The sequence below is a fragment of the Streptococcus sp. KHUD_013 genome, from assembly GCF_052588545.1.
This window is the reverse complement of the sequence record NZ_CP186264.1, coordinates 640862-665842: the sequence shown is the minus strand read 5'-3', so window position 1 is coordinate 665842 and position 24981 is coordinate 640862. Positions and strand designations below refer to the sequence as shown.

The window sequence follows — 24981 nt, the reverse complement described above, 5'->3', positions numbered from 1 at the left end:
GACCTATGACATTCAATATTATTAGTAGGGAAGAATTTTACCAACACTCTCTCACTACTTCCAATCACTCTTTTTTACAGAGTATTGAAATGGCTGATTTGCTTCAAAAAAGAGGCGCAACTATTCAATATATTGGATGGGAAGAGCAAGGAACATTAGCTATCTCTGCCATTTTATATAGCCTACCCATGACGGGAGGCTTGCATTACGAAATCAATAGTGGACCAATCGTGACGGATGCTCGCTACCTACCAGATTTTTACGAAGCATTGCAGGATTATGTAAAAGAAAATGGTGGTATCGAATTTATTTTAAAACCTTATGACCACTATCAAGTTTTCGATAGCAATGGAAACCCGACCGAAGAAGAGCAAAAACAACTTCTCCATTCATTACTGGATCTTGGCTATCAATTTGATGGCTTACAAGTAGGCTATCCAGGAGGAGAACCTGTTTGGCATTATCTGAAAGACCTAACTGATTATGATGCGAAATCTCTCCTAAAATCCTTCAACAAAAACTGTAGCCGTAATATTACGACTGCCCTTAACTATGACATTTCCATCCGAAATATTAGTAGAGATGAGATCCCTCAGTTTAAAAAAATTATTGAAGAAACTGGAAAACGTCAAGGATTTGAAGACAAGAGTCTAGACTACTACTACGATCTCTATGATACCTTTAAGGATAATGCAGAATTTCTCATTGCTGAAATCAATACAACTGATGCACTTGCTTACTTAGACCAGAAGATTTCCTTACTAAATCCTTCATCTAAACAATATGAGCAACAGCTACAAAAATTAGAGAAACAAAAGACAATTGTCCGAGAGACCTTGGCTGATGAAACTGCTGAAACTGTTCCTTTGGCCTGCGCCCTCATCATCTATAATCCATCAGAAGTGACCTATTTATTTGGTGGTTCGTATACCAAATATCAGAAATTTTCTGCCGCCTTCTTGATTCAATACCATGCAATGAAGCGCGCACTAGAAAAAGGAATCACCTTATACAATTTCCTAGGCATTCAAGGAATCTTTGACGGCTCAGACGGTGTTCTTCGTTTCAAACAAAACTTCAACGGATATATTGTCCGTAAGATGGGAACCTTCCGATATTACCCAAATCCTCTGAAATTTAAAACCTTGTCCTTGATCAAACGAATCTTAGGACGTTCATAAGAAAACAAAAGCCAGCTTACTAGCTGGTTTTTTTAAGACAAGAAAAGAAGGCTGGGACAAAAGTCCTAGCCTCTCAATTGTCTTTGGATTGTCGAGCAAGACGCAGTGGTTGAGTGGGCTCTACTACGCTGATTTCATCAGCTTTTACAGCCCTACTCAACTGTGCGGAGGTGGGACGACGAAATCGAATTCTAACGAATTACCGATTTCTGTCCCACTCTCTTTTTATGTTCGATTAGTTTACGAAATCAAGCAATGCCAAGAAGCTTTCTGGATCAAGTGATGCACCACCAACAAGAGCTCCATCAACATCTGGACAAGCCATGTATTCTGCAACGTTTTCAGGTTTCACTGAACCTCCGTATTGAACACGTACTTTATCAGCTACTTCTTGACCAAAGTCAGCTGCTACAACGTCACGAACCACTTTACACATTTTTTGTGCGTCGTCTTGTGAAGCTGATTTACCAGTACCGATAGCCCAGATTGGCTCATAAGCGATTACAGATGCAGCAACTTGCTCAGCTGTCAATCCAGCCAAAGCCGCAGATACTTGAGCACCTACGAATTCAGCAGCTTTTCCTGCTTCGTAAGTTTCAAGGCTCTCACCACAACAGATGATTGGAAGCAAACCATTAGCAAAGATTGCTTTTGCTTTTTTGTTGATATCTTCATCAGTTTCATGGAAGTAGTCACGACGTTCTGAGTGACCGATCACGACGTAATCAGTACCGATTTCTTTCAAAACTTGTGGGCTAGTTTCACCAGTGAAGGCACCAGCGTTTTCAAAGTAACAGTTTTGAGCAGCAACTTTAAGGTTTGAACCTTTAGCCGCAGCAAGAACAGTTGTCAAATCAAGGGCAGGAGCTGCAATCCCAGCTTCAACAAGGTCAGATGAAGGAAGTTTTGATGCTACAGCTTCAACGAATGCTTTTGCTTCTTCTGGGTTTTTGTTCATTTTCCAGTTACCAGCAATAAATGGTTTACGTGACATTTCACACACCTCGTTTTTCTAATTTTATATAACCTATTTTACCATAATTTTCGTCATAATGAAAGGTTGCACAAGATCATTTTGCTTTTTAGCATAATAAAAACCCCGTCTTCACGGGGTTTTTTGTCTGTCTATATAATTGTTAATCTGGGAACTAGATCGAATTAAGCTTCGATTTCAGTAACCATACCTGAACCAACAGTACGTCCACCTTCACGGATAGAGAATGTAGTACCTTTTTCAACGGCAATTGGGTGGATCAACTCAACGTCGATAGTCACGTTATCACCAGGCATTACCATTTCAGTTCCAGCAGGAAGTTCGATAGATCCAGTTACGTCAGTTGTACGGAAGTAGAACTGTGGACGGTAGTTGTTGAAGAATGGAGTGTGACGTCCACCTTCTTCTTTAGTAAGGATATAAACTTCACCTTTGAATTTAGTGTGAGGGTTGATTGAACCTGGTTTAGCAATAACTTGTCCACGTTCGATTTCATCACGTTGGATACCACGAAGAAGCACACCAACGTTGTCCCCTGCAAGACCTTCGTCAAGTTGTTTACGGAACATTTCAACACCAGTAACAACCGCTTTTTGGATTTTTTCTTTAATACCAACGATTTCGATTTCGTCGTTGACTTTAACGATACCACGGTCGATACGTCCTGATGCTACAGTACCACGTCCAGTGATTGAGAATACGTCTTCGACTGGAAGAAGCAATGGTTTGTCAGTATCGCGTTCTGGTTCTGGGATGTACTCATCAACAGTGTTCATCAAGTCCATGATGATGTCTTCGTATTTAGAATCACCTTCAAGAGCTTTAAGAGCTGAACCTTGGATAACTGGAAGGTCATCACCTGGGAAATCGTATTCTGAAAGAAGGTCACGGATTTCCATTTCAACCAATTCAAGCAATTCTTCATCGTCAACCAAGTCAACTTTGTTCATGAAGACGATCAAGTGTTTAACACCAACCTGACGTGAAAGAAGGATGTGCTCACGAGTTTGTGGCATTGGTCCATCTGTAGAAGCTACTACAAGGATAGCTCCGTCCATTTGGGCAGCACCAGTGATCATGTTTTTAACGTAGTCCGCGTGTCCTGGAGCGTCGATGTGAGCATAGTGACGTTTTTCAGTTTCGTACTCAACGTGCGCAGTGTTGATGGTGATACCGCGTTCGCGTTCTTCTGGAGCAGCATCGATAGACGCATAGTCTTTTGGTTGGTTAACTGATGAAGGCAAGCGACGTGCCAAAACAGTTGTGATAGCTGCAGTTAGGGTAGTTTTACCGTGGTCAACGTGTCCGATAGTACCAATGTTAACGTGTGGTTTACTACGATCGTATTTTTCTTTTGCCATTTGAGTAAAAGCCTCCAATAAAATATATTTTATAGATAGACAGTAGGCAATACAGTCTAACTTTCCTTACTATTTTATCAAATTTCGTCTAAATTGCAAGTGTTTTACTAGCTTTTTTTCTTATTTCTTTTTTCTTAAATGAATTTGTCCAAATGGAAGTTTGTGAATTTATACTTCCATTACTTCTTTGAAACAAACAGCTAGTTATTTCATTATTTCTCTCCTATTTTCTGTTTTTTCACAAACATTTCCAATTTATTCCAGTAAAAAACCAATCCCTCTAATTGAGATTGGTTTTTAGGGTTCACGATTAACCAGAATTACGCAATCCTGTCGCGACACCATTGATTGTGATATGAATCAACTTGTCCTGATCTGCAGGCAATTCACCACGTCTTTGGCGTTTAATTAATTCTAATTGGATATAGTTCAGAACATTAAAGTATGGCATACGATAATCTAAACTATCTTTTAGATAAGGGTTCTCAGCTAAGAGTTCATCATGCCCTTCAATTTGTAAAATAACATCCTTGGTCAGTTGCCATTCATCCAGGATAATATTGAAGATATCACGAACTTCCTCTTCTTCACACAGCTTGGCATATTCAAATGCGATGTTCATATTGGCTTTTGAGAGCACCATATCTACGTTTGAAAGAAGAGACTTGAAGAATGGCCATTTTTGGTACATATAACGCAAGGTTTCAATGTTTTCAGGGTCTGCATCAATAAATTCTTTAAAACTGGACCCTACACCGTACCAGCCAGGGAACATCACGCGGCTCTGTGACCATGAGAAGACCCAAGGAATGGCACGCAAGCCACCGATTTCTTTGATGGTCTTACGGGCTGCTGGACGCGAACCAATATTGAAACTAGAAATGGCCTTAATTGGACTGGATTCGAAGAAGTAATCATAGAAATGTTCATTGCCAAAAACCAGTTCACGATAAATATCGTAGCTACGATTGACAATCTGATCCATAATCTCATTGTACTGGTCGGACATGCTCTTTTCACTCTTCTTCTTAGCAATCATCCGGTTAATCGTTGCAGAGACCAACATTTCTAAGTTGTAATAAGCTGCATCCTTATTCCCATATTTGTTGCCAATGACCTCACCTTGCTCAGTCAAACGAATTCGATCATTGATGGATCTCAATGGTTGTGAGGTGATAGCTTCATAGGTTGGGCCACCACCACGACCAACCGTTCCACCACGGCCATGGAAGAAGGTGATCTTGACACCAAATTCGTCGCCAATCGCTGTTAATTGTTGTTGGGCCTTATAAAGAGTCCAACAAGAAGATAGATAACCACCGTCTTTATTACTATCTGAGTATCCAAGCATAATTTCTTGGTAGTTGTTCTTAGAAGCAATCCAGCGTTTAGCAATTGGAAGTGACAGATACTTTCTCATCGTATCTTCAGATTGGTCCAAGTCTTCGATCGTCTCAAAGAGAGGAACAATTTGCACACGTGCGCTTTCCTTGTCAATCAGTCCCACTTCTTTCAACATGATGGCCAACTCAAGCATATCCGATACACTGGTTGCATGAGAAATAATGGTTTGACGAATGACATCTTCTCCTAAGCGGTCTTTTAATTCACGCGCTGTTTGGAAAATAGCTAATTCTTTCTCAAGCAATTCTGATTTTTCTGCATGGGTAGCAGATAAAATCCGAGGATCTTCTAACAACTCTTGTAACAGCAACTCGCACTTTTCGTCTTCTGACAAATCACTGTAGTGATCATTAATCCCTGCTTCTTTTAATAGTTCTGCCACACAGGCTTCATGAACACTCGAATCTTGACGCATGTCAATCGAAGCCAAGAAGAAACCAAAGACCTCTACTGCTTCTAATAACTCAGCAAACTCACCTGAGATTAAAGCCTCTGCCTTATTTTCAATCAATGATTCTTGAATCAGGGTCAAATCCTGTTTAAATTCTTCAACTGTTTCGTAATAAGGAGGACGATCTTCTGCCAACTCTTGGATAGCACCACTGATACGGGTACCGATATAATCGGAAACCACTCCTTGTTGATGGGTGTGAGCACCGAGAAGACGTTCAATCGGATGGCGCTCATCTACTGTTGAGCCAACTACTGACCATTCCTTAATATTCAATAAGGTTTGGACCAATTTGGATTGAATATAATGGAAGGCTCGACGGTAGGGTTCCTTCTCTCTAAAGACAGAGGTATCACTCGAACGGGCCGCCATCTCTTCAACCGCTTGACTGGTTTTTGAAAGATTGGTAGAAAGGGAGAAATTCCGATATAGGCTAGATATTTTCTGAATATAGTAGTTTAGAATAACTTCACTTTGAATGGTAGCTGATCGCTTCAAGGTCTCAGCAGTTACAAAAGGATTCCCATCCCGGTCTCCACCAATCCACATTCCCATCGTAATCGGTTTAGGTTGCTGTAACTCGATCCCTTGCTCCTTGGCAAGACGTTTGTATTCCAACATTAAGTTAGGAACAGCCTGAAGGAAGGAACTATTATAGTATTCCATGACATTGGTAATCTCATTTGTTACCTTGAGTTTCTTTTCACGGATCATATCGGTTTGCATCATAATTTCAATGTTTCGACGCAAATTATTGTACCATTTGGTCTCGTTCATCAAGCCTGCTTTCACATCCCGATGTTGGCGCAAAAGGCTGTGAATCTGAGTGGTTAGGTCCAACATGGTTTTCCGTTGCACTTGGGTAGGATGAGCTGTCAATACTGGTACCACGTTGAGGCGTTCCAAAATTTCCTGAGCATTTTCAGTCTCAGCCACCTGGCGGATGGTTGACGATAGTTTTCCTAGATAGTCCTGTCCCACATTATTCTGATGATTGATTTCAAAAGCCAAATCGACATCTTCAGAGATATTAATCAATAAGGGGAGAATGGCAAAGTATCGAGAAATCACGATCATCTCTTCATTTGATAGCTCTCTAACAATTTGATCCAATTTTAAATAGTCTTTTGAGACAGATAGTTTTTTCAATTCAAGAATCTTATCAAAGGTTTCTGGACTCACCAAATTTTTAGCAATGTCTTCTAAAATAGTGGTTAAAATCTCAACTTCTTCTTTGATAATCTCTTTGTTGGTATAGCTCTCTAGTTTTTGTAAAGTCATGATAACTCCTTTCTTTACTCACTCCGGTTTAGTAATAGCTTTGGATTTTCTGAGGCTTCTCGTAAGAAGGGGCCTCTTGAGTAGCTAGGGCGCGCTTTTCACTCGCATCAATATTCAAGACAAGGGCAATCGCAATAGATAAGACCCACAAACTATTTCCTCCTTGTGATAGGAAGGGGAAGGTCACCCCTGTCGAAGGAATCAACCCAGAAATCCCACCAATATTAATAAAGGTTTGAGTCAGAAGCATCCCTCCTATACCGATGGCCATCATCGAATTAAATGGATCTCTTGCCCGTATCCCCACAAGAATAATACGCAAAATTAAGAAGAACAACAAGGCTAAGATGAGACTAGCTCCCACAAAACCAAGTTCTTCAATGACGATCGAAAAGACAAAGTCTGTATGTGCTTCTGGCAAATACCCTTGCTTTTCAATCGAATTTCCAAGCCCTAAGCCAAACCAGCCCCCATTACTCATGGCGTAATAGGAATTGGCCAATTGGTGTCCAGAATCTGATAAATCATTAAAGGGATTATAAAAAGCACTGAAACGTTTCGCTACATATCCAAAGACAGGGATTTTAGAAAATCTCTCAACCCCAATTAACTTGATGGAATAAAGGAGAACAGTCGATCCCCCCACTAGCATAGCTAATAGGCTTGAGAACCAGCGGTAGGCTATCCCACTTGCACTAATCATGATTAAAGTTGTTAGTGCGAGAATGGTCGCATTTCCTAAGTCTGGCATGATTACTACAATAGCGATCAAGAAGAGCACCATCCAACGCCAATCTGCCAAATCACGAGGAATCCATTGATTATGGGTAAGTGCCTGGTAATCATATTGCTGAATCTCTTCTTGCTTTTTAGAGAAAACTAAGGCCAAATACCAAACTAGGATAATTTTCAAGTACTCAGCTGGCTGAATTGAGAAACCTCCAAAATTCAACCACCCATGCGCCCCATTCACCGTGTCTGTGATAAAACGCGATAGCAAGAGAAGGATCGTCTCCGCAATGATAACAATCCCAATGAAAGCCTTTTTCTTAAGGTTATTCAATTTCACCTTATAGATAAAGAGAATGGTAACCAAACTCAGAACAAAAAAGATTCCCTGGCTTTTGATCATCCCAAAAGGACTAACTCCTTTTTGGATGGCTAATGCACTCGTTGTCGAGTAGACAATAATCAATCCTAATATTGACAAAAGGAGGTACGGAATCAGGATTGAATAGTTTAAAAAATGACGTTTTTCTAATTTCATGTAACACCCATACTTCTAATTTTCAGTCTTCATTATATCACCTTTCAATAGTAAAAAAAAGGAAATATCAAATAAGATTCGGTTTTCACCTGTCATAGAGGATTAATCAGATCAGTCTAGCCCTTTTTTTCCTCCTACTAGCTTAGTCCAAAAAAGTAATCCGCATTTTTACGACAATCGTTTGTTTTTGCGCTTTCAGACCCTTTGTTTTGCCTTTTTCCATCTTTTGCGGTAAAATGATTCTGTATGAGAAAAAGGATTAAACCAATTGTCCTCTTCGTCTTTTTCCTAAGCATCTTTTCCTTTCTGCTCATTTCTAAGACAGTAGCAGATATTCAAAGGAATCAACTTGCTAGAAGCAAGACCACACAAGAGGTAAAGAAAACCAATCAATCAAAAGTCCCATCTTCCTCTTCTTCTGATTCAGTAAAAGAACTAGATCAAGAATTTTTGAATCGACCAATTATTGACATCTCTGGTTGGCAATTACCAAGCGAGATTGATTATGATCTCTTAGCACAGAATGTTTCTGGAGTCATTGTTCGCGTTCATAGTGGCGCTCAAGCTAAAAAAGAAAATGCTGCGACTTATTTAAATGGAATAGACAAATCATACGAAACTCATATTAAAGAGTTTCAAAAACGAGATATTCCAGTTGCGGTATATGCTTACGTAGCTGCCAAGGACAAGAAAGAAATGGAAAAGGAAGCAGAAGAGTTCTATCAGGCATCCAAAAAATACAAACCAACCTATTATTGGCTGGATGTAGAAGAAAAAACCATGGGTGATATGAACGCTGGAGTGGAAGCCTTCCGTGCCAAGCTAGCATCATTGGGAGCCAAAAATATCGGAATCTATATTGGGACCTACTTCATGGAGGAACATAGTATCTCCACTGATAAATTTACCGCCCTCTGGATTCCAACTTATGGTTATGATGATGGCTACTACAATGCGGCTCCATCTACTGATGATGAGTATGATCTTCACCAGTACACCTCTCAGGGGCAATTGAATGGCTTCACCCACTACTTGGACTTAAACCAGATTGCACCTACACAAGATCAAGAAAAAATCTACCGAAAACTATTTACAGTAGAAAAGAATTAAAAGAGGCAGACGCCTCTTTTTCTCTTAAACTGCAACTCAAAGAGTATGATATAATATTAGAAAATTTAGAGAAAGACAACAGTAAGATGGCGAAAAAACAAAAAGTAAAAAAAACATTGGTGGAACAAATTTTGCAAAAAGCAAAAATCCCCCATATGGGATTACAAATCAATGCCCTTGAAGGAATAATTCCAGAAGGGATTAGGACTGAGCAAATTTATAAGACATTGGCTCTAACTGGCGATAAAACTGGTCCTGTTATCGGAATTGTTCCCATCTCTGCCCACTTGTCAGAGAAAAAATTGGCCAAACTATCTGGCAATAAAAAAGTCAGCATGATTCCACAGAAAGACTTAGAAAAAACAACAGGCTATGTCCACGGGGCCAATAATCCTGTCGGCATTCGACAAAAACACAACTACCCTATTTTCATTGACCAATCTGCCTTGGAACTTGATCAGATGATTGTCTCTGCAGGTGAAGTTGGTCACAGTATTCAAATCAAGGCGCAAGATTTAGCTGATTTGGTCAAGGCTAGCTTCGAGGATTTGGTTGAGTAAAGGATAAAACTACTATGAAACTATATTTTGTCCGTCATGGACGCACTGAGTGGAACGAGGAGGGCCGTATCCAAGGGGCAAACGGCGACTCCCCGCTTTTAGAATCTTCCATCCAGCAGTTAGAAGCCTTGGGTCGGCATCTATCTCAAACACACTTTGATGCAGCTTATTCAAGCGATTTGCCTAGAGCCGTCCATACTGCTCAAATCCTCCTCAAGCAAAATCAGCATCCTACCTCCCTCCAAGAGACTCCTGCTCTACGGGAATGGCAGCTTGGTAGGCTAGAAGGTGGTAAAATTGTGGAGTTGAAAGCTCTCTATCCTGAGGAAATGAAGGCTTTCCGACACGATCTATCACAATTCCATCACGACCTATTTGAGGCAGAATCCGTTTCTGAAACAACCAAGCGTACCTGTGATTTTGTGAAAAGCCTGAAAGGAAAAGAGTTCGATACCGTTCTTATCGTTGGACATGGGGCTAATTTAACAGCTTCCATTCGGACCCTACTTGGCTATAAACCAGAGGAACTCCGTAAAAACGGTGGCCTCAATAATGCCAGTGTGACCATTTTGACAACAGATGATTTTGAGCACTATCACTTAGAAACTTGGAATGACACCTCTTATTTGGAAGACTAAAAAACACTGATCTTGCGATCAGTGTTTTCTTTTATCTTATTTCATAGTTGGGAAGAGAAGAACATCCCGAATAGTAGTTGTGTCAGTAAGGAGCATGCAGAGACGGTCGATACCGATTCCGAGTCCTCCTGTTGGTGGCATACCATATTCAAGAGCTTCAATATAGTCGTAGTCAATACCAGTCGCTTCATCGTCTCCCAATTCTTTGGCGCGTGCCTGCGCTTTGAAGCGTTCCAATTGGTCGATTGGGTCGTTCAATTCTGTAAAGGCATTGGCATATTCCTTGGTCATGATGAAGAGCTCAAAACGATCCGTGAAACGAGGATCTTCATCATTCTTCTTGGCCAATGGAGATACAGCTACAGGGTGTCCATAGACAAAGGTTGGTTGTGTCAAGGTTTCTTCCACATATTCTTCGAAGAAGGCATTGATGACATGACCCACTTCAGTGTAGTGTTTTTCAACTGGCACATGTTTTTCTTTGGCAAGGGCTACTGCTTCTTCAAAGCTCATTTCCTTCCAGAAATCAACGCCAGCAATTTCCTTGATGGCATCCACCATGTGGACCCGTTTAAAGGGTTCATTAATCTTGATTTCAGTTCCTTGGTAGTTAACTGGACCATCCCCATGAATCGCTTTAGCAGCATGTTGGATAATGCCTTCTGTCAAGTCCATAATATCTTGGTAGTCAGCATAGGCTTGGTAGACTTCGATCGATGTGAATTCAGGGTTGTGGGTGGCATCCATTCCTTCATTACGGAAGATACGTCCGATTTCATAGACGCGTTCCATTCCACCGACAATCAAGCGTTTCAAGTGAAGCTCAGTCGCGATCCGAAGGACCATATCAATGTTTTGGGCATTGTGGTGAGTGATAAATGGACGCGCAGATGCTCCACCAGCTTCGTTGTGAAGGACAGGTGTTTCTACCTCAAGGAAGCCTTGACCATCCAAGTAACGACGGATTTCTGAAATGATTTTTGAACGGGTTACAAAGCGGTTAAAGCTTTCACGGTTAGAAATCAAGTCCAAGTAGCGTTTGCGGTAGATGGTTTCCACATCTGAAAGCCCATGGAATTTTTCAGGCAAGGGACGAAGGGCTTTAGATAAATGAGTGATGTGAGTAGCTTTGATTGAAAGCTCACCCATGTCTGTCCGCATCACTTCTCCTTCTACACCAAGGAAATCTCCAAGGTCGGCCTTTTTGAAAATTTCATAATTCTCTTCACCAACCGCGTCTTTACGAACGTAAATTTGGATTTGACCTTCACGGTCTTGAAGGTGGGCAAAACCAACCTTCCCTTTTCCACGTTTGGTCACGAGACGGCCTGCAATAATAGCTGTCTCGTTCAAGTCATGAAGTTGTTCTTTATCTAATTCTGAATATTTTTCTTTTAATTGACCAGAATCAGCAGTACGTTCGAATCGCTTTCCAAATGGATCGATTCCTTGTTCACGAAGGGCCGCCATTTTTTCGCGACGGACAATCTGCTGGTCATTTAATTCTTCCATATGTTCAGTAGTCATTTGGAACCTCCTAAGTTATTCTCCCCTATTTTATCATATTTACCGAGGAAATACACTATTCTTGAGCAGGAAAAATGAAAAAAGGAATGGAAGGAAAGGGAGTTTGCTACCTTTCCAATCACATTCCTAGATTTCAGAAGGGAACACGACGATTGTCCCAATCCATCATTCAAGTCATTCTACCTTATTCATAGCGTAGGGCTTCAATTGGGTCTAGTTTTGATGCCTTGCTAGCTGGTAGGATACCAAAGATAATTCCGACACAAGCTGAGAAGATGATACTTCCAATAGCCACTGACATGGAGACGACTGGAGGCCCTTCTAGAGCACCTGCAGCAGCTGTGGCGATGAGAGCATTGACACCATAGGCCAATCCCAAACCGAGAATTCCTCCCATCATGGTCAAGACCATTGATTCGATGAGGAATTGAATCAAGATTTTGCTACGAGTAGCTCCAAGTGCTTTTCTTAGACCGATTTCACGTGTCCGCTCAGTCACAGAAACCAACATGATATTCATGACCCCAATCCCACCAACGAGAAGGGAAATTCCTGCAATCGCTCCAATGACTGTTGTCATAATACTGAGCATTTGATTGGTCTGCTCTAAGAGACTATCCATATTAAAAATTTGGAACTCCCCTTGGCGAACTCCTGATAGCTCGGTTAATTTTTTCGCTGCTTCGATTCCAGTTGATTTAATCTGTTTGACATCAGGAATATGCACCACAATAGTGGAAATTTCTTCTGTTCCAAATTCTGAAGCTACTTGGGTATTAGCCATCAAGGCACTTCCTCCAGAAGAAGCCCCATATAATGCAGATCCAGCATTTGGATCCTTGAAGATTCCTACCACCCGATAGTTATTGTCTCCGACAGCAACCACTTGGTTGAGAGCACTTTCCGTTCCAAACAAGGTCGAAGCTAAGCCTTCATCCAGCATGATGACCCGAGAAAAACTCTGGTAATCTGAGGCATTTAGTTTTCTTCCTGAAACCAATTCAAATTTTCTAACAGAGAAATAGGTATCATTGACTCCCATAATATTCACCCCTTCAGATTTTTTCTTCTGAAAGGAGATAGTAGCATTGGCTGTATTACCAACATAGTAGCCATCAACCCCAGGAATCTTGGTCAGTTCTTTGACCCATTCTTCTTGGACAACAGGAGGGGTTTCAAGGATTGGATTATCAACATCTTCGCTAGTTTCCTCTCCATAGCCAGCTGGTGGTGACATTCCTTGGTCTTCTTCACTTGCGACGCCACCTTCCCCACCACCTTCAGCGCCGCCTTCTTCTGAGACAGGTTCTGGGCCAAGATTAAAACCAGTCATGTAGCCACTCTTTCGGGCGGAATAAGAAATCTGAACATACTGTTGATCCTTAGTAAAGGTCTTGGTCACTCCAGCTTTCATCCCATCTCCGAGAGCCATGATGACAACGACTGAGGCAACCCCGATAATAATCCCTACCATGGTTAAGAAAGATCTCATTTTATGTCCCATAATGGAACTAATGGCGAATTTCCAGTTCTGCATCAGGCCCTCCTTTCATTGCGACTATCCGATGATATCACTCCATCTCGAATGACAATCTGACGTTTGGCATAGGCAGCAATCTCCGTTTCGTGGGTTACCATGATGATGGTTTTCCCTTCTTGATTGAGTGCTGTCAAAAGCTCCATAATTTGTTCGCCGGTTTTGGAATCAAGAGCTCCTGTTGGTTCATCCGCTAAGATAATAGAAGGATGATTCACCAAAGCCCGGGCAATGGCCACCCGTTGTTTTTGCCCTCCGGACAATTCAGAAGGAAGGTGGTGCATCCGCGTATCTAGCTCAACTTTCTTTAAAAACTGTTCGGCTAATTCCTTTCGTTTGGAAGGATTCACTCCTGCATAAATTAAGGGGAGCTCGACATTTTGAAAGGCATTAAGTTTTGATAGGAGAAAAAATTGTTGAAAGACAAAGCCAATTTGCTCATTGCGAACCTGAGCCAACTTCTTCTCACTGAGGTTCCCAACCTCTTCCCCTTCTAATCTGTACTCACCACTAGTCGGACGATCGAGAAGGCCAATAATATTCATTAGAGTAGATTTCCCAGAACCAGAAGGTCCCATAATGGCTAGAAATTCTCCCTCTTCTACTTCTAAATGGATATCCTTTAATACCTGTAAGGTTTGATCTCCATTTTTATAACTTTTATTGATATTTTTCAGCTCAATCAATTTTGTCATATTTTCCGACCTCTTTCCCATCTTCCAAATCTCCAGAAGGGTTGATGATCACTTGCGCATCTTTCTTCAAGCCAGATAAGACTTCCTGATTTTCTGCATCTGCATTTCCTAAGGTAACCATAACTTTTTTAGCCTTACCAGCTTCAATGGTCCAAACATAGCTTTGCTCGCCATCCGATAGGACACTTGTCACAGGAACTAAAGGATGGATGGTTGAACTTTTTACTTCAATATTGACAGAGAAACCTTGTTTCAAATCGCCGATCTCACTCGTAATATCTACAGTAAACGGATATTTGGCTCCTCCTGTTCCTTGTCCAGAACCTGCAGCACTTGCACCTGCCTGACCTGCATCCGTCGGATAGTTAGCTACATAGCTAATCTTTCCAGTCCATTTTTTCCCAGGATAGACCTTGGAGGTTAAGGTCACTTCCTGGCCAACTGAAATGTTGGCTAGATTATATTCAGACAACTCTCCTTTTACTTGAAGGTTTCCATTGCTGACGATATGAACAAGAGTTTGGTTGGTTCCTGTTGTTGATTTTGAAACATCCTTATTAACTTCTACAACTGTCCCATCTGTACTACTTTTTACGGTTGTAGCATCCAATAAGGCCTTGGCTTTTTCCATATTGGCTACAGCATCTGCACGGGCATCGCGTAAATCACCCACTTGAGTATCCAAAGATCGTTGAGCTTGAGAGGCTGAGCTGCTATCTGCTTCCTCATCCCCTGTTGTATCAATCGTCACCCCATTGGTCAAGAGATCGTTTAATTGACGATCCGCTTTATTAACTGCACGAACAGCGGCATCATAGGCAGATTGCGCTTCTGTACTGCTATATTGAACAATGGCTTGTCCAGCAGTCACTTGATCCCCAACATTCACTAAGATGGATTGCAAATCTCCTTTCGTTCCGTCAAAGTAGATATATTGCTCCTGATTGGCAGTGACTTTCCCCGTCAACAATACTGATGAAGCAATGGAACCTTCTTTGACTGTTTGAACCATAGGAGTCATATCCACCAACTCCTCAGGACCATTGCTAGATCTTCCAAAAGCAAGCCAGCTCCCGATTCCTAGGACTGCTAGTGCAGCGCCTGTAGCTGTAACGATTTGCCATTTTTTAAATTTTTTCATTTCTTTCCTCCAGTATTCGAAAGCGTTTCAAATTATAAGTTTAGTATATCATATTTCCTCATTTTTCAATTCAAAATCATCTGTTTTGCAAGTTTTTTTTGCTATCTTGTTTTCTCCTCCTATTCAACGATGGCAATTTCTTGATTTTTGTAACCTATGTTGTTACAATGAAGGTGTAAATCAACAAAGGAGTACGAACCATGAAAGAATTTGATATTATCTCCATTGGTGGAGGTAGCGGAGGGATTGCTACCATGAACCGTGCTGGAGAACATGGAGCCCGCGCTGCTGTTATTGAAGAAAAGCAACTAGGTGGAACCTGTGTCAACAAAGGATGTGTCCCTAAAAAAATTATGTGGTATGGCGCCCAAATTGCTGAAGCCATTCGTGATTACGGTCCAGATTATGGGTTTACTTCTGAACAGACCAATTTTGATTTTGCGACATTAAGAAAAAATCGCGAAGCCTATATTGATCGGGCTCGTTCGTCTTATGACGGCAGTTTTAAACGAAATGGTGTGGAATATATCCAAGGTCGAGCTCGCTTTATCGACCCCCATACGGTTGAAGTCAACGGGGAAACCATCAAGGCTAAACACATTGTTATCGCTACAGGTGCCCATGCTTACGTCCCAGATCTACCTGGAGCAAACCTAGGAGAAACCTCTGACGATGTCTTTGCTTGGGAAGAACTACCAAAATCAGTTGCCATTATTGGCGCTGGTTACATTGCGGTAGAACTAGCCGGTGTCCTCCATGCCCTTGGTGTTCAGACAGATCTCTTCGTTCGCGGTGATCGTCCCTTAAGAAGGTTTGATTCATACATTGTTGATGGCTTAATGGAGGAGATGGACAAACAAGGATTGCCTCTCCATCTTCACAAGGTTCCTGTTCGACTCACAAAGGAAGAAAATGGTCAAATCCGAGTCTATTTCGAAGACCAAACATCTTTTGTCGCTGATCATATTATCTGGGCGACCGGTCGAAAACCAAACGTTCAGGACCTCCATCTAGAAGCTGCAGGTGTCACCTTAAATGAAAAAGGATTCATTGCAGTGGATGAATACCAAAATACCGTTGTCCCTGGCATCTATGCTCTTGGGGACGTCACAGGAGAAAAAGAATTAACCCCTGTCGCTATCAAGGCAGGGCGTACCCTATCCGAACGTCTCTTTAATGGAAAAACCGATGCTAAAATGGACTATTCAACCATTCCTACCGTTGTCTTTTCCCATCCCGCTATTGGTACAGTCGGTCTCACTCAAGAAGAAGCCGAAAAACAATATGGAAAAGAAGCTATCAAGGTCTACACTTCTAGTTTCGCCTCTATGTATTCAGCTGTGACCCAACATCGTCAGCTGGCTAAATTTAAACTCATCACTGCAGGACCAAAAGAAACCGTCGTCGGCCTTCATGGTCTTGGATATGGTGTAGACGAAATGATTCAAGGATTTGCCGTTGCCATCAAAATGGGAGCGACAAAAGCCGATTTCGATGCCACTGTCGCCATCCATCCAACCGGTTCCGAAGAATTCGTTACCATGCGCTAATATCAGAAAAGGTTTGTTTAACAAGCCTCTTCTTATGTTTAAATTTTAACTGATCATCACTGGAGCTACCATAGTCTAATCTTTCATTTTAAACTGATTAGCTTACATTTTTGTAAGATAAGAGTTTTCGAAAGAATGAAAGCTAGCTTTACTAGTTATGTTATTAATAAATCATATAAAAAAGAGAGTGGGACAGAAACCGGTCATTCGTAAGAATTCGATTTCGTCGTCCCACATCCGCACAGTTGAGTAGGGCTGTAAAAACTGATGAAATCAGCGCAGTAAAGCCCACTCAACCACTGCGTCTTGCTCGACAATCCAAAGACAATTGAGAGGCTAGGACTTTTGTCCCAGCCTCTGCTTTTTCTTATGGTAAGATGGCAATGGCACGAACAGGTGAACCAGTCGCCTTGTCCCAATGAGGGAAGGCAATTGAAATCAAAGCTCCTACAGCTGGTACTTGATCCAATTGGTTCAAGACTTCTACTTGATAGATATTTTGTTCCAAAAGGTAGTATTCATTGACCAAGCCATGCTCTGCAGCAGGAATACCCGCATCTGTATCGAAGGTCTCATGACCCACCGCCTTAACATGGCGTTCATGGATCAAGAATTCCAAAGCTTCACGACTCCATCCTGGACTTTGTTGAACCCCATTTTCATCTAGGTTGCGCATAGCATCTTGATCTGGCCAACGTTTTGACCAATCACTACGGAAGGCGAAAAAAGCTCCTTCTGCAATTTGTCCATGTTCTGCTTCAAAGTCTAAGATATCTTGTTTGCTCAAAATAAAGTTTGGATTGGCTGAAACTTCTTTCGATTTGTCGATGACATAAAGTGGCAAGAGGAGATCCTTGAGATCAATCTCATCCAACCAACGTCCACCTTCTACAAAGTGAATCGGTGCATCGATATGCGTTCCGTATTGACCAACCACCGTAAATTTTTGGACATGGAAGCCATCTTTTAGTGTGAAGAGATCTTCTTGTTGCAAGGCAGGGAGAGCTGGAAAGTGAGGACTTTCTGCATTGATTTGGTGACTCAAGTCCACCCATTTTTTAGCTTGTAATTCTTTGTAAATACTAAGTAAATCTGACATAAGGGTTCCTTTCCTATAAGTGCGACATGAAATAAACGAATAAGGTTATTATAACAGTCAATGTCAACATCCACAATGATTTGCCTTAATCTTGTTTTCTTGAATAGGATATAGTTTCAAGCTATAATTATAGAAAGCATCAGAAAAGAGGCTAGGACAAAAGTCTTAGCCTCTCAATTGTCTTTGGATTGTCGAGCAAGACGCAGTGGTTGAGTGGGCTCTACTAGGCTGATTTCATCAGCTTTCACAGCCACACTCAACTGTGCGGAGGTGGAACGACGAAATCGAATTCTAACGAATGACCGATTTCTGTCCCACTCTCTTTCTTACTCTGTCCATTACTGTTTAAATGCATCTAACAGAACTTGGAATTCTTCATTAGTGAGCGTAATCCCCTTGCCCATCTTCGTATGGTCTGGACTCCAAGTGCGGATATCATATTTAGCAGGTGCTCCATTAAAGCTCACCCGGTTTAACTCCTTGGTCCATCCCTTTTCATTTTCAGATAACACCAAGAGTTGTTCTTCAATTTCAAAACTAAAATCTGCCATGAATACTCCTTTCAATGTCTTTCACCTTAATAATTCGTAAAAAATTTTACAAAATGAATGAAATTTTCTATAATATATTGTATCAACTTATGGAGAATTATGCTATGAAAAGATTTCTTGAGCTTCTCAAGGACCGAGCGAATGAATTTTTTAACGATAAAACCTCCCAACCAGCCCCACTAGAGGATGATAAAATTATTCAGATTATTGAACTGGCCCTTCGAAAAAAACAAGGAGTCCATGTCATTTTCCAAAATAAAAGCTTTACAGGCGATATCGTGAAATATGATCAGGAACGAAAACAACTCATTGTCAAGAATTTTAAAAAGAGTATGTCAACCATTATTCGAATTTCTGACATTCAAAAGATTAGTCTTGTTCCACATACGATTCGAATCGCCCAACAAAAAACACCGTAAACTTCCAAGCTAGGGAGGCATGCGGTGTTTTTTTCTTGTACTTTTTAGGCACGAACTGTTTGACTCGTTCCATCTTCTTTATAGAGATTGATCAAGCCTTCTTTGAGAGCACGGATCATATCACCTGGTTCAACTGGTGTTGGCATATGAATGGTCAATAACTCCATCGGATTTGGTGCTCGGTCAATTTTATTGCCCTTGGCATCATGCAAATCTTCGATGACTGTTTCAAAATGTCGGAAACCAGGTCCGTAAAATTCCACTTGGTCCCCTTCGTTGATGACATTCCGTTGACGAATGGTCGCAATTTGCTTGTCCGCATCATAGGCAACCACTTCTCCAACGAACTTGTATTCTGGAATCTTCCGACGAGCCCCAAACAGTTGCTCGTTTTCTGAAGGAGTACCATAGTAAAAACCAGTCGCTAGCTCACGTTGGGCCACTTTCCACATCTCATCAATCAAATCTTGCTTAATGGCTTCGAACTTCTCAGGACTTTCCAAATAAGCATCAACAGCCGCCTTGTAGCAGTTCGTTACAGTAGAGACATAGTGAATGGACTTCATGCGACCTTCGATTTTAAGACTGTCCACTCCATTTTCAATCATATCAGGGATATGATCAATCATCGACATATCAACTGCTGACATCGAGAATTCTTCAGGGATTTCCCCTTTGAGACTCTTGCGTTCTTGACCGAACGGCATATCGTAGAGATCATACTTCCAACGACAAGATTGGGAACAGCCACCACGGTTAGCATCCCGCATACTCATATGATTGGACAGGGTACAACGACCAGAGTAGGAAATACACATCGCTCCGTGAACAAAGGCTTCAATCTCAACGTCCGTCCGCTTACGAATCTCAGCTAGTTCTTCCATCGAAACTTCACGAGCCAAAACGACCCGTGTCAAGCCCAAGTCTTTCCAAAACTCAAGGGTCTCATAGTTGGTAGCACTAGCTTGCGTAGAAAGGTGAATTTCCAAACCTGGCGCTTCAGTCGCTGCGATGGTAATCAAGGCAGGGTCTGAAACAATGACCGCTGCGATTCCGATATCCCGTAAACGACGGAACCATTCTCCAGCTCCTACTTCATTTCCTTCGTGCATGACCATATTGGCCGCAACATAGACCTTGGCTCCATACTTAGCCGCAAATTGGACTCCTTCTTCCATTTGCTCAAAGGTGAAGTTTCCTGCACGGCTACGAAGACCATAGGCCTGCCCACCGATAAAGACAGCATCCGCACCATAGCGAACAGCGACTTTTAGTTTTTCTAAAGTTCCAGCGGGGGATAAAACCTCTGGACGTTTCAATTGTTTTGTCATCATATCTCCTAGTATATTACAAGTATATTAGTTAGATTATCAATCTTGTCTATTTTATAGCAAATCCAGTCGAAAGGCAATGGTTTGGGAATTGTTTTGACAATTCTCATTCTTTACCATCATCAAAAAGGAAGGCCCGCACTCCTGGCAGGCTTTTCTCCTTTATTTAACCATGTCTGGATCGTAGTCATAAAATCCAGTATCGAGGAAGCGATTCTTGGGATGCAATTGGTGAATCTGTTCATCCAATAGGAAGGCCTGGTCCGAAGTGAAGGTTCCAGCTTCCAAGAGCTCCCGTGCTTTCACAAAACACTTGGCAATTTCCACAAAGTTTTGACCAGGTGTATAAATCCCCTCTAACTTCCAATGAGTAAATCCATGTTCAACTAACTCAGACAATTTGGTCATCAAATCCAAATCATTGTTGGCAAAAATATGAGTTCCATGTTTATCTTCAAAAATAGAGTAATGGCTATCTGGATCCCCAGGCTCTGCCAGAAAGAGATCGCGCTCTCTCGTCTTTTCGTCATCGATGTGAGTAAAATTATAATAATTCTGCAGAAGAGGTCGTTTTGAATGGTGAATTACACTAGCCCCATAGACCAATACTTCAGCAGGAATCTCTAAGATTTCTGGCATCTTGAAAAGCTCTGCAGATGGGATTTCTCGAGCAAGAACAGCTTCAGAAACACCAGCCTTTTGTCCCCAGAAATTGATTTGACGGCTACTTGTCACCATGGTAGAAGCATCATAAATGGTTTTAAAGTTGTAGCCATCCCGCTTCAAGACATAAAAGACACCTGCATCCCCCACCGTGATATAATCGACGTTAATCGATGCAAGGAAATCTAAAAATGGTTTGATATGATCCATCATATCTTGATGCATCAAGGCATTGACAGCCACTGTCAATTCTTTTCCTGCTGCATGGACTAGATCAGAAATTCGACTTAATTCGTCATACGAGAAAGTATGAGGAAGTCGTAATCCATAATCTTTTTCACCAACATAAATTCGGTCTACGCCTGCTTCTAGAAGGGCTTGAACCTGTTCAATACTTTCAGCTGTAGCTGTAATAATTATCTTATTCATGAAAACTATTATACCAAAAAAGTATTTTTGCTCTCCAAATTTCTTAATTTTGTAAAAATTGTAACAGTTTTGTAACATTTCTATACTTGAAAACGTGTTAAAATAATAGAGTACTGTTAGGAGAGAGAAATATGCCCGTAAGAAAACTTAGAGTTGTTGAAGAATACGACTATGTCGAAATTCCCCTTCAACAAGAGAATACAACAACTAATTATGATTTTAACATTGATACTGAACCAGCTCCTCAATTAAGTGAGCTACTATTTTTCCTTAATATTGCTGTGTTTTGTGTCTTAACTGTTTTATTTAGTTTCATCTTTTTATCAATGAAGATGAATACTTTCTTTGCTTTTGCCTCAGCAATCGCTTGTAGTTTGGGAAGTATCCAAGCTTTCCGCATTTTCCAGTTAAAACGGAAAAAGGACTAAGATTAAATTTTTAGCCTCCTTCGGGAGGCTTTTTGGCATTTCTCATTCTAGTTTGCCAGTTCATAAGAGAAATCCCTCACCAAATGGTGAGGGATTATTTTTATTCTTCTTCTACAGCTGTTTCTTTGAGTTCTTCTTCAACTCCTGGAAGAGCTGTTTCTTCTTCTAATTCCAGGACAATCTCTTCACTTTCTTTCTCTTGTGTCGGGTAGAAAGGAGTTGCTTGATTACCGGTCTTTTGCTGAATTTTTTCCTTAATCGTTTGGATGGCATCTTGTGAAAATTCTACCACATCTTGTGTCTTATCTTTGACCGTTTCGATGACAGTGTCTTTGTTGATCTCTCCACTTTCAACTTTTTCCTTAGTTTGTTGAATGGCGTCTGACGCTTGCTTAGATAGTTCCATTGCGGATTGTTTTACTGAATCATGAACTTCTTGTGGATTGTCTTGGTATTCCTTCACAAAATCTTTGACTTTACTAGTCCATTCTTTTCCTCTTTTTGTTGTCAGGAAGTAAGCGGCGGATGCGCCTGTGATTGTTCCAATTAATAATGATGATAAACGTCCCATAGGGTACCTCTTTTCTTATTTAAATAATTTCATAGCCATGCGAGCTGCTTTTAATCCGACGGATGTTTTAACAGTCTTTCCACCAACAACGACAGCTTTTTTGCTAATCTGACGTGCTTGATCATTCAGATCCGACACAGATACAGATAAATCTGCCACTGCTGTGAAGAGTGGATCAATGGTTGCAACTTTTTGATTCAAATCTTCTGTCAAAACATTCACTTTTGCTAACAACTCATTGGTTTGGTGTAAGGTTACATTTACATCTGATGTCAAGGTCTTAATCGTTACTTGAGTCTCATCTACAACTTTTCCAATCTTTGAAAACAAGATAATCAAGTAGATGACCAAAACTACTAAAGCTAACCCTAAAAGCCCATAGGCAATTTCAATAAACATTTCTTTTCTCCTTAATCTATTTCCGTTCTATAAAATGGTGCATTCTTTTTTCGTTGATAGATCATGATGCTGATTCCAAGCAGGATGAGGACCAGGGAAAGCCATTGTGAAACTCGAATTCCCAAAAACATCAAGCTATCTGTCCGCATTCCTTCAATAATCATTCGACCAAAGCCATACCAGATTAGATAGAAAGCAGTAATTTCGCCCTTTCTCAACAGTTTCGGACGACGACGCAAGTAAAGAATCAGCACAAAACCAAGCAAGTTCCAACAAGATTCATATAAGAAGGTCGGTTGACGGTAATGTCCATCAATAAACATCTGATTCCGAATGAAAGAAGGTAAATAATCTAAATTCTTAACAATGGCTCCGTAGGCTTCTTGGTTAACAAAATTGCCCCAACGGCCAATACTTTGAGCAATCATGACACTCGGTGCAGCGATATCTAAAAAATCAACTGGGTCAATCAAACGACTGCGTGAAAATAGGTAGAGGACTAGAGCCCCTGCCAGGAGTCCACCATAGATAGCAATCCCACCGTTCCATACGGCAAAAATCTCTCCTGGGTGTTCCCTGTAATAAGACCATTGAAAAATAACATAGTAAAGACGGGCCCCTATGATCGCTACTGGAAAAGCAATCAGAATGAAATCAATAATATCGTCTGACTCTATCCCTTTACGAGGGGCTTCTTTCATAGACAGGATAACCGCCAAAAGGAGACCGAGGACGATACAAATCGCATACCAGCGAATGCTAAAGGGACCAAGTTGAATGGCTACTGGATTCATACTTTCACCTCATTCTGATCAATCAACTGGGTCAATCGATCTTCAAAGGTTTTAGTAGCATCATATCCCATTTCTTTGGCGCGGTAGTTCATTGCTGCTGCCTCAATGACAACGGAAATATTGCGACCTGTCTTAACAGGGATGCGAATTCTTGGAATAGTCACTCCACAGAACTCAATTTCTTCTGCATTATTGCCAAGACGATCGTAGGTTTGTTCCTTGGTGTAGTTTTCTAAATAGACCGCGATTTGAACCTGTGAAGAATCTTTCACAGCACTGGCACCATAGAGACTCATAACATCAATGATCCCTACTCCCCGAATCTCTAGCATATGACGTAGAATTTCAGCAGGCTCACCCCACAAGGTCATCTCATCACGGGCGAAGACATCTACCCGGTCATCTGCTACCAAACGATGCCCTCGTTTGACGAGCTCTAAACCAGTCTCACTCTTCCCGATTCCACTATCTCCTTGGATCAGAACCCCCATGCCATAGATATCCATCAAGACACCATGGACACTAGTTCTTTCCGCAAGGAGAGAATCTAGGTAGCTTGATAGTTCACCAGATAGGCGACTAGTTGGAACGCGACTGCTTAAAATCGCGATTTGCTTTTCCTCTGCAGCACGGAGCATTTCTTCAGGAACCTCTAGATCCCGCGCGATGATGAGTACCGGTGTTTCCGGCTGGAACATCTTTCTCAAAACTTGGTGACGATTGTGGGAGGTCATCTTGATGAGGTAAGACCACTCTTTCATCCCAACCAATTGAATTCGTTCTGGAGTATAGTAATCAAAATATCCTGTCATTTCAAGTCCAGGACGTGAAATATCTGCCGTTGTGATTTCTTTTTCAAATAGGCTTTCATTGCCGTACACAACCTTCAAACGAAGCTTATCAATTAAATCTCGGACTGTTATTGCCATAGGCTTCTCCCTTTTTGTTTTCTCTTACTATTATAGCAAATTATCCCAGGTAAGACTTGCTCAAGCATCTTTTTTTAGTATCAAAACTGATGCTATTATTCTCACACTCATTCCAGTACTCTTTGATGTTTCTCTTTATCCTTGTTATCCCATATTTCTATCGTTTCTTCATTTGAAAAAAAAGATGAGAGTGGGACAGAAATCGGTAATTCGTTGGAATTCGATTTCGTCGTCCCACCTCCGCACAGTTGAGTAGGGCTGTAAAAGCTGATGAAATCAGCGTAGTAGAGCTCACTCAACCACTGCGTCTTGCTCGATAATCCAAAGACAATTGAGAGGCTAGGACTTTTGTCCCAGCCTCACATTCTTATTCGATTCATGAAAATTCTTTAAAAGAATGGATCATCGTCTTTGATTACTTGTGCATCCTTCCGTTTGCGAGGTCCGAGGCCATACTTTTCTCTTTCAAGATCTTCTTTATACGGCAAGGAGAAGGCACATAGGCAATAAATAGCCAAGCCTACAAGCCCATAAGCATGAAAGATACTAAAGAGCACAAAGAGAAAACGCAATAGGTTTGCATCGAGCCCAAATCGATCCGCTAGTCCAGCAAATACTCCGAAAACGATTCTGCCTCGACGTAATTTATAAAAAGTTGGATTCAAGGGCAT

24 protein-coding genes are annotated in these 24981 nt (G+C 41.2%); 7 read left to right on the top strand and 17 right to left on the bottom strand.

The window, feature by feature from the left end:
- The first annotated feature begins 5 nt into the window (after positions 1 to 5).
- Positions 6 to 1181 (top strand): aminoacyltransferase, encoded by a 1176-nt coding sequence (locus ACOXXR_RS03015; RefSeq protein ID WP_023027077.1) that lies wholly within the window; start codon positions 6 to 8, stop codon positions 1179 to 1181.
- A gap of 235 nt (positions 1182 to 1416) precedes the next feature.
- On the opposite strand, the gene tpiA is transcribed toward ACOXXR_RS03015, so the two are convergent.
- The 4 genes from tpiA to ftsW all read right to left on the bottom strand — a co-directional run bounded on the left by tpiA (position 1417) and on the right by ftsW (position 7939).
- The gene (gene tpiA / locus ACOXXR_RS03010; protein WP_445278690.1) at positions 1417 to 2175 is read right to left on the bottom strand and encodes a triose-phosphate isomerase; all 759 of its coding nucleotides are present in this window, start codon (positions 2173 to 2175) and stop codon (positions 1417 to 1419) included.
- Between the two features lie 164 nt (positions 2176 to 2339).
- Entirely contained in the window at positions 2340 to 3536 is a 1197-nt protein-coding gene (gene tuf / locus ACOXXR_RS03005) for an elongation factor Tu (RefSeq protein WP_023023854.1), read from the bottom strand.
- A gap of 310 nt (positions 3537 to 3846) precedes the next feature.
- Complete coding sequence (gene ppc / locus ACOXXR_RS03000; protein WP_023023856.1) at positions 3847 to 6672, bottom strand: phosphoenolpyruvate carboxylase; 2826 nt, start codon at positions 6670 to 6672, stop codon at positions 3847 to 3849.
- Between the two features lie 28 nt (positions 6673 to 6700).
- Complete coding sequence (ftsW, locus tag ACOXXR_RS02995) at positions 6701 to 7939, bottom strand: cell division peptidoglycan polymerase FtsW (protein WP_117744475.1); 1239 nt, start codon at positions 7937 to 7939, stop codon at positions 6701 to 6703.
- A gap of 246 nt (positions 7940 to 8185) precedes the next feature.
- Here ftsW and ACOXXR_RS02990 point away from each other — a divergent pair, with 246 nt between their 5' ends.
- The 3 genes from ACOXXR_RS02990 (at position 8186) to ACOXXR_RS02980 (ending at position 10247) form a co-directional block, all read left to right on the top strand.
- Positions 8186 to 9049 carry a GH25 family lysozyme gene (locus ACOXXR_RS02990; RefSeq protein WP_195348122.1) on the top strand — a complete coding sequence of 288 codons (864 nt, stop codon included), beginning with the start codon at positions 8186 to 8188 and terminating at the stop codon, positions 9047 to 9049.
- Between the two features lie 86 nt (positions 9050 to 9135).
- Positions 9136 to 9609 carry an aminoacyl-tRNA deacylase gene (locus ACOXXR_RS02985; protein ID WP_023023863.1) on the top strand — a complete coding sequence of 158 codons (474 nt, stop codon included), beginning with the start codon at positions 9136 to 9138 and terminating at the stop codon, positions 9607 to 9609.
- Positions 9610 to 9623: 14 nt separating this feature from the next.
- The gene (locus tag ACOXXR_RS02980; RefSeq protein WP_023023865.1) at positions 9624 to 10247 is read left to right on the top strand and encodes a histidine phosphatase family protein; all 624 of its coding nucleotides are present in this window, start codon (positions 9624 to 9626) and stop codon (positions 10245 to 10247) included.
- A gap of 36 nt (positions 10248 to 10283) precedes the next feature.
- Here the strand turns inward: ACOXXR_RS02980 and lysS are convergent, their stop codons facing one another.
- The 4 genes from lysS to ACOXXR_RS02960 form a co-directional block, all read right to left on the bottom strand.
- On the bottom strand, positions 10284 to 11774 hold the full coding sequence (lysS, locus tag ACOXXR_RS02975; protein ID WP_445278689.1) for a lysine--tRNA ligase: 1491 nt from the start codon (positions 11772 to 11774) through the stop codon (positions 10284 to 10286).
- A gap of 184 nt (positions 11775 to 11958) precedes the next feature.
- Positions 11959 to 13311, bottom strand: a complete 1353-nt coding sequence (locus ACOXXR_RS02970) for an ABC transporter permease (protein WP_023023869.1) — start codon at positions 13309 to 13311, stop codon at positions 11959 to 11961.
- Positions 13311 to 14006 (bottom strand): ABC transporter ATP-binding protein, encoded by a 696-nt coding sequence (locus ACOXXR_RS02965; RefSeq protein WP_023023871.1) that lies wholly within the window; start codon positions 14004 to 14006, stop codon positions 13311 to 13313. Before ACOXXR_RS02965 ends, ACOXXR_RS02970 begins: the two co-directional genes overlap by 1 nt.
- Positions 13990 to 15147, bottom strand: a complete 1158-nt coding sequence (locus ACOXXR_RS02960) for an efflux RND transporter periplasmic adaptor subunit (protein ID WP_023027084.1) — start codon at positions 15145 to 15147, stop codon at positions 13990 to 13992. The genes ACOXXR_RS02965 and ACOXXR_RS02960 overlap by 17 nt, the downstream gene beginning before the upstream one ends.
- A gap of 200 nt (positions 15148 to 15347) precedes the next feature.
- Here ACOXXR_RS02960 and gorA point away from each other — a divergent pair, with 200 nt between their 5' ends.
- Positions 15348 to 16697, top strand: a complete 1350-nt coding sequence (gene gorA, locus ACOXXR_RS02955; RefSeq protein ID WP_270308803.1) for a glutathione-disulfide reductase — start codon at positions 15348 to 15350, stop codon at positions 16695 to 16697.
- Between the two features lie 367 nt (positions 16698 to 17064).
- On the opposite strand, the gene ACOXXR_RS02950 is transcribed toward gorA, so the two are convergent.
- Together ACOXXR_RS02950 and ACOXXR_RS02945 are read right to left on the bottom strand one after the other, a co-directional pair.
- Positions 17065 to 17796, bottom strand: coding sequence for a cyclase family protein (locus ACOXXR_RS02950; protein WP_270308804.1), 732 nt, complete (start codon positions 17794 to 17796; stop codon positions 17065 to 17067).
- A 338-nt stretch (positions 17797 to 18134) separates the two neighbouring features.
- The gene (locus tag ACOXXR_RS02945; protein ID WP_006597402.1) at positions 18135 to 18347 is read right to left on the bottom strand and encodes a YdbC family protein; all 213 of its coding nucleotides are present in this window, start codon (positions 18345 to 18347) and stop codon (positions 18135 to 18137) included.
- 89 nt (positions 18348 to 18436) lie between these two features.
- Between ACOXXR_RS02945 and ACOXXR_RS02940 the strand changes: the two genes are divergently transcribed.
- On the top strand, positions 18437 to 18766 hold the full coding sequence (locus ACOXXR_RS02940; RefSeq protein ID WP_042361426.1) for a hypothetical protein: 330 nt from the start codon (positions 18437 to 18439) through the stop codon (positions 18764 to 18766).
- 44 nt (positions 18767 to 18810) lie between these two features.
- Here the strand turns inward: ACOXXR_RS02940 and ACOXXR_RS02935 are convergent, their stop codons facing one another.
- Positions 18811 to 20097 (bottom strand): peptidase U32 family protein, encoded by a 1287-nt coding sequence (locus ACOXXR_RS02935; protein ID WP_042361172.1) that lies wholly within the window; start codon positions 20095 to 20097, stop codon positions 18811 to 18813.
- 162 nt (positions 20098 to 20259) lie between these two features.
- A complete protein-coding gene (locus ACOXXR_RS02930) occupies positions 20260 to 21189 on the bottom strand; it encodes a peptidase U32 family protein (protein WP_117744480.1) in 930 nt (309 codons plus the stop codon).
- Between the two features lie 131 nt (positions 21190 to 21320).
- Here ACOXXR_RS02930 and ACOXXR_RS02925 point away from each other — a divergent pair, with 131 nt between their 5' ends.
- On the top strand, positions 21321 to 21617 hold the full coding sequence (locus ACOXXR_RS02925; RefSeq protein WP_117744481.1) for a DUF3270 family protein: 297 nt from the start codon (positions 21321 to 21323) through the stop codon (positions 21615 to 21617).
- Between the two features lie 100 nt (positions 21618 to 21717).
- Here the strand turns inward: ACOXXR_RS02925 and ACOXXR_RS02920 are convergent, their stop codons facing one another.
- The 5 genes from ACOXXR_RS02920 to ACOXXR_RS02900 form a co-directional block, all read right to left on the bottom strand.
- Positions 21718 to 22188, bottom strand: a complete 471-nt coding sequence (locus ACOXXR_RS02920; RefSeq protein WP_123159032.1) for a YtxH domain-containing protein — start codon at positions 22186 to 22188, stop codon at positions 21718 to 21720.
- A gap of 15 nt (positions 22189 to 22203) precedes the next feature.
- A complete protein-coding gene (locus ACOXXR_RS02915) occupies positions 22204 to 22587 on the bottom strand; it encodes a DUF948 domain-containing protein (RefSeq protein ID WP_006595909.1) in 384 nt (127 codons plus the stop codon).
- 11 nt (positions 22588 to 22598) lie between these two features.
- Positions 22599 to 23381 (bottom strand): prolipoprotein diacylglyceryl transferase, encoded by a 783-nt coding sequence (gene lgt / locus ACOXXR_RS02910; protein WP_006595908.1) that lies wholly within the window; start codon positions 23379 to 23381, stop codon positions 22599 to 22601.
- The gene (gene hprK / locus ACOXXR_RS02905) at positions 23378 to 24310 is read right to left on the bottom strand and encodes an HPr(Ser) kinase/phosphatase (protein ID WP_023027089.1); all 933 of its coding nucleotides are present in this window, start codon (positions 24308 to 24310) and stop codon (positions 23378 to 23380) included. Before hprK ends, lgt begins: the two co-directional genes overlap by 4 nt.
- A gap of 389 nt (positions 24311 to 24699) precedes the next feature.
- Positions 24700 to 24975 (bottom strand): PspC domain-containing protein, encoded by a 276-nt coding sequence (locus ACOXXR_RS02900; protein WP_048689503.1) that lies wholly within the window; start codon positions 24973 to 24975, stop codon positions 24700 to 24702.
- Positions 24976 to 24981 lie beyond the last annotated feature (6 nt).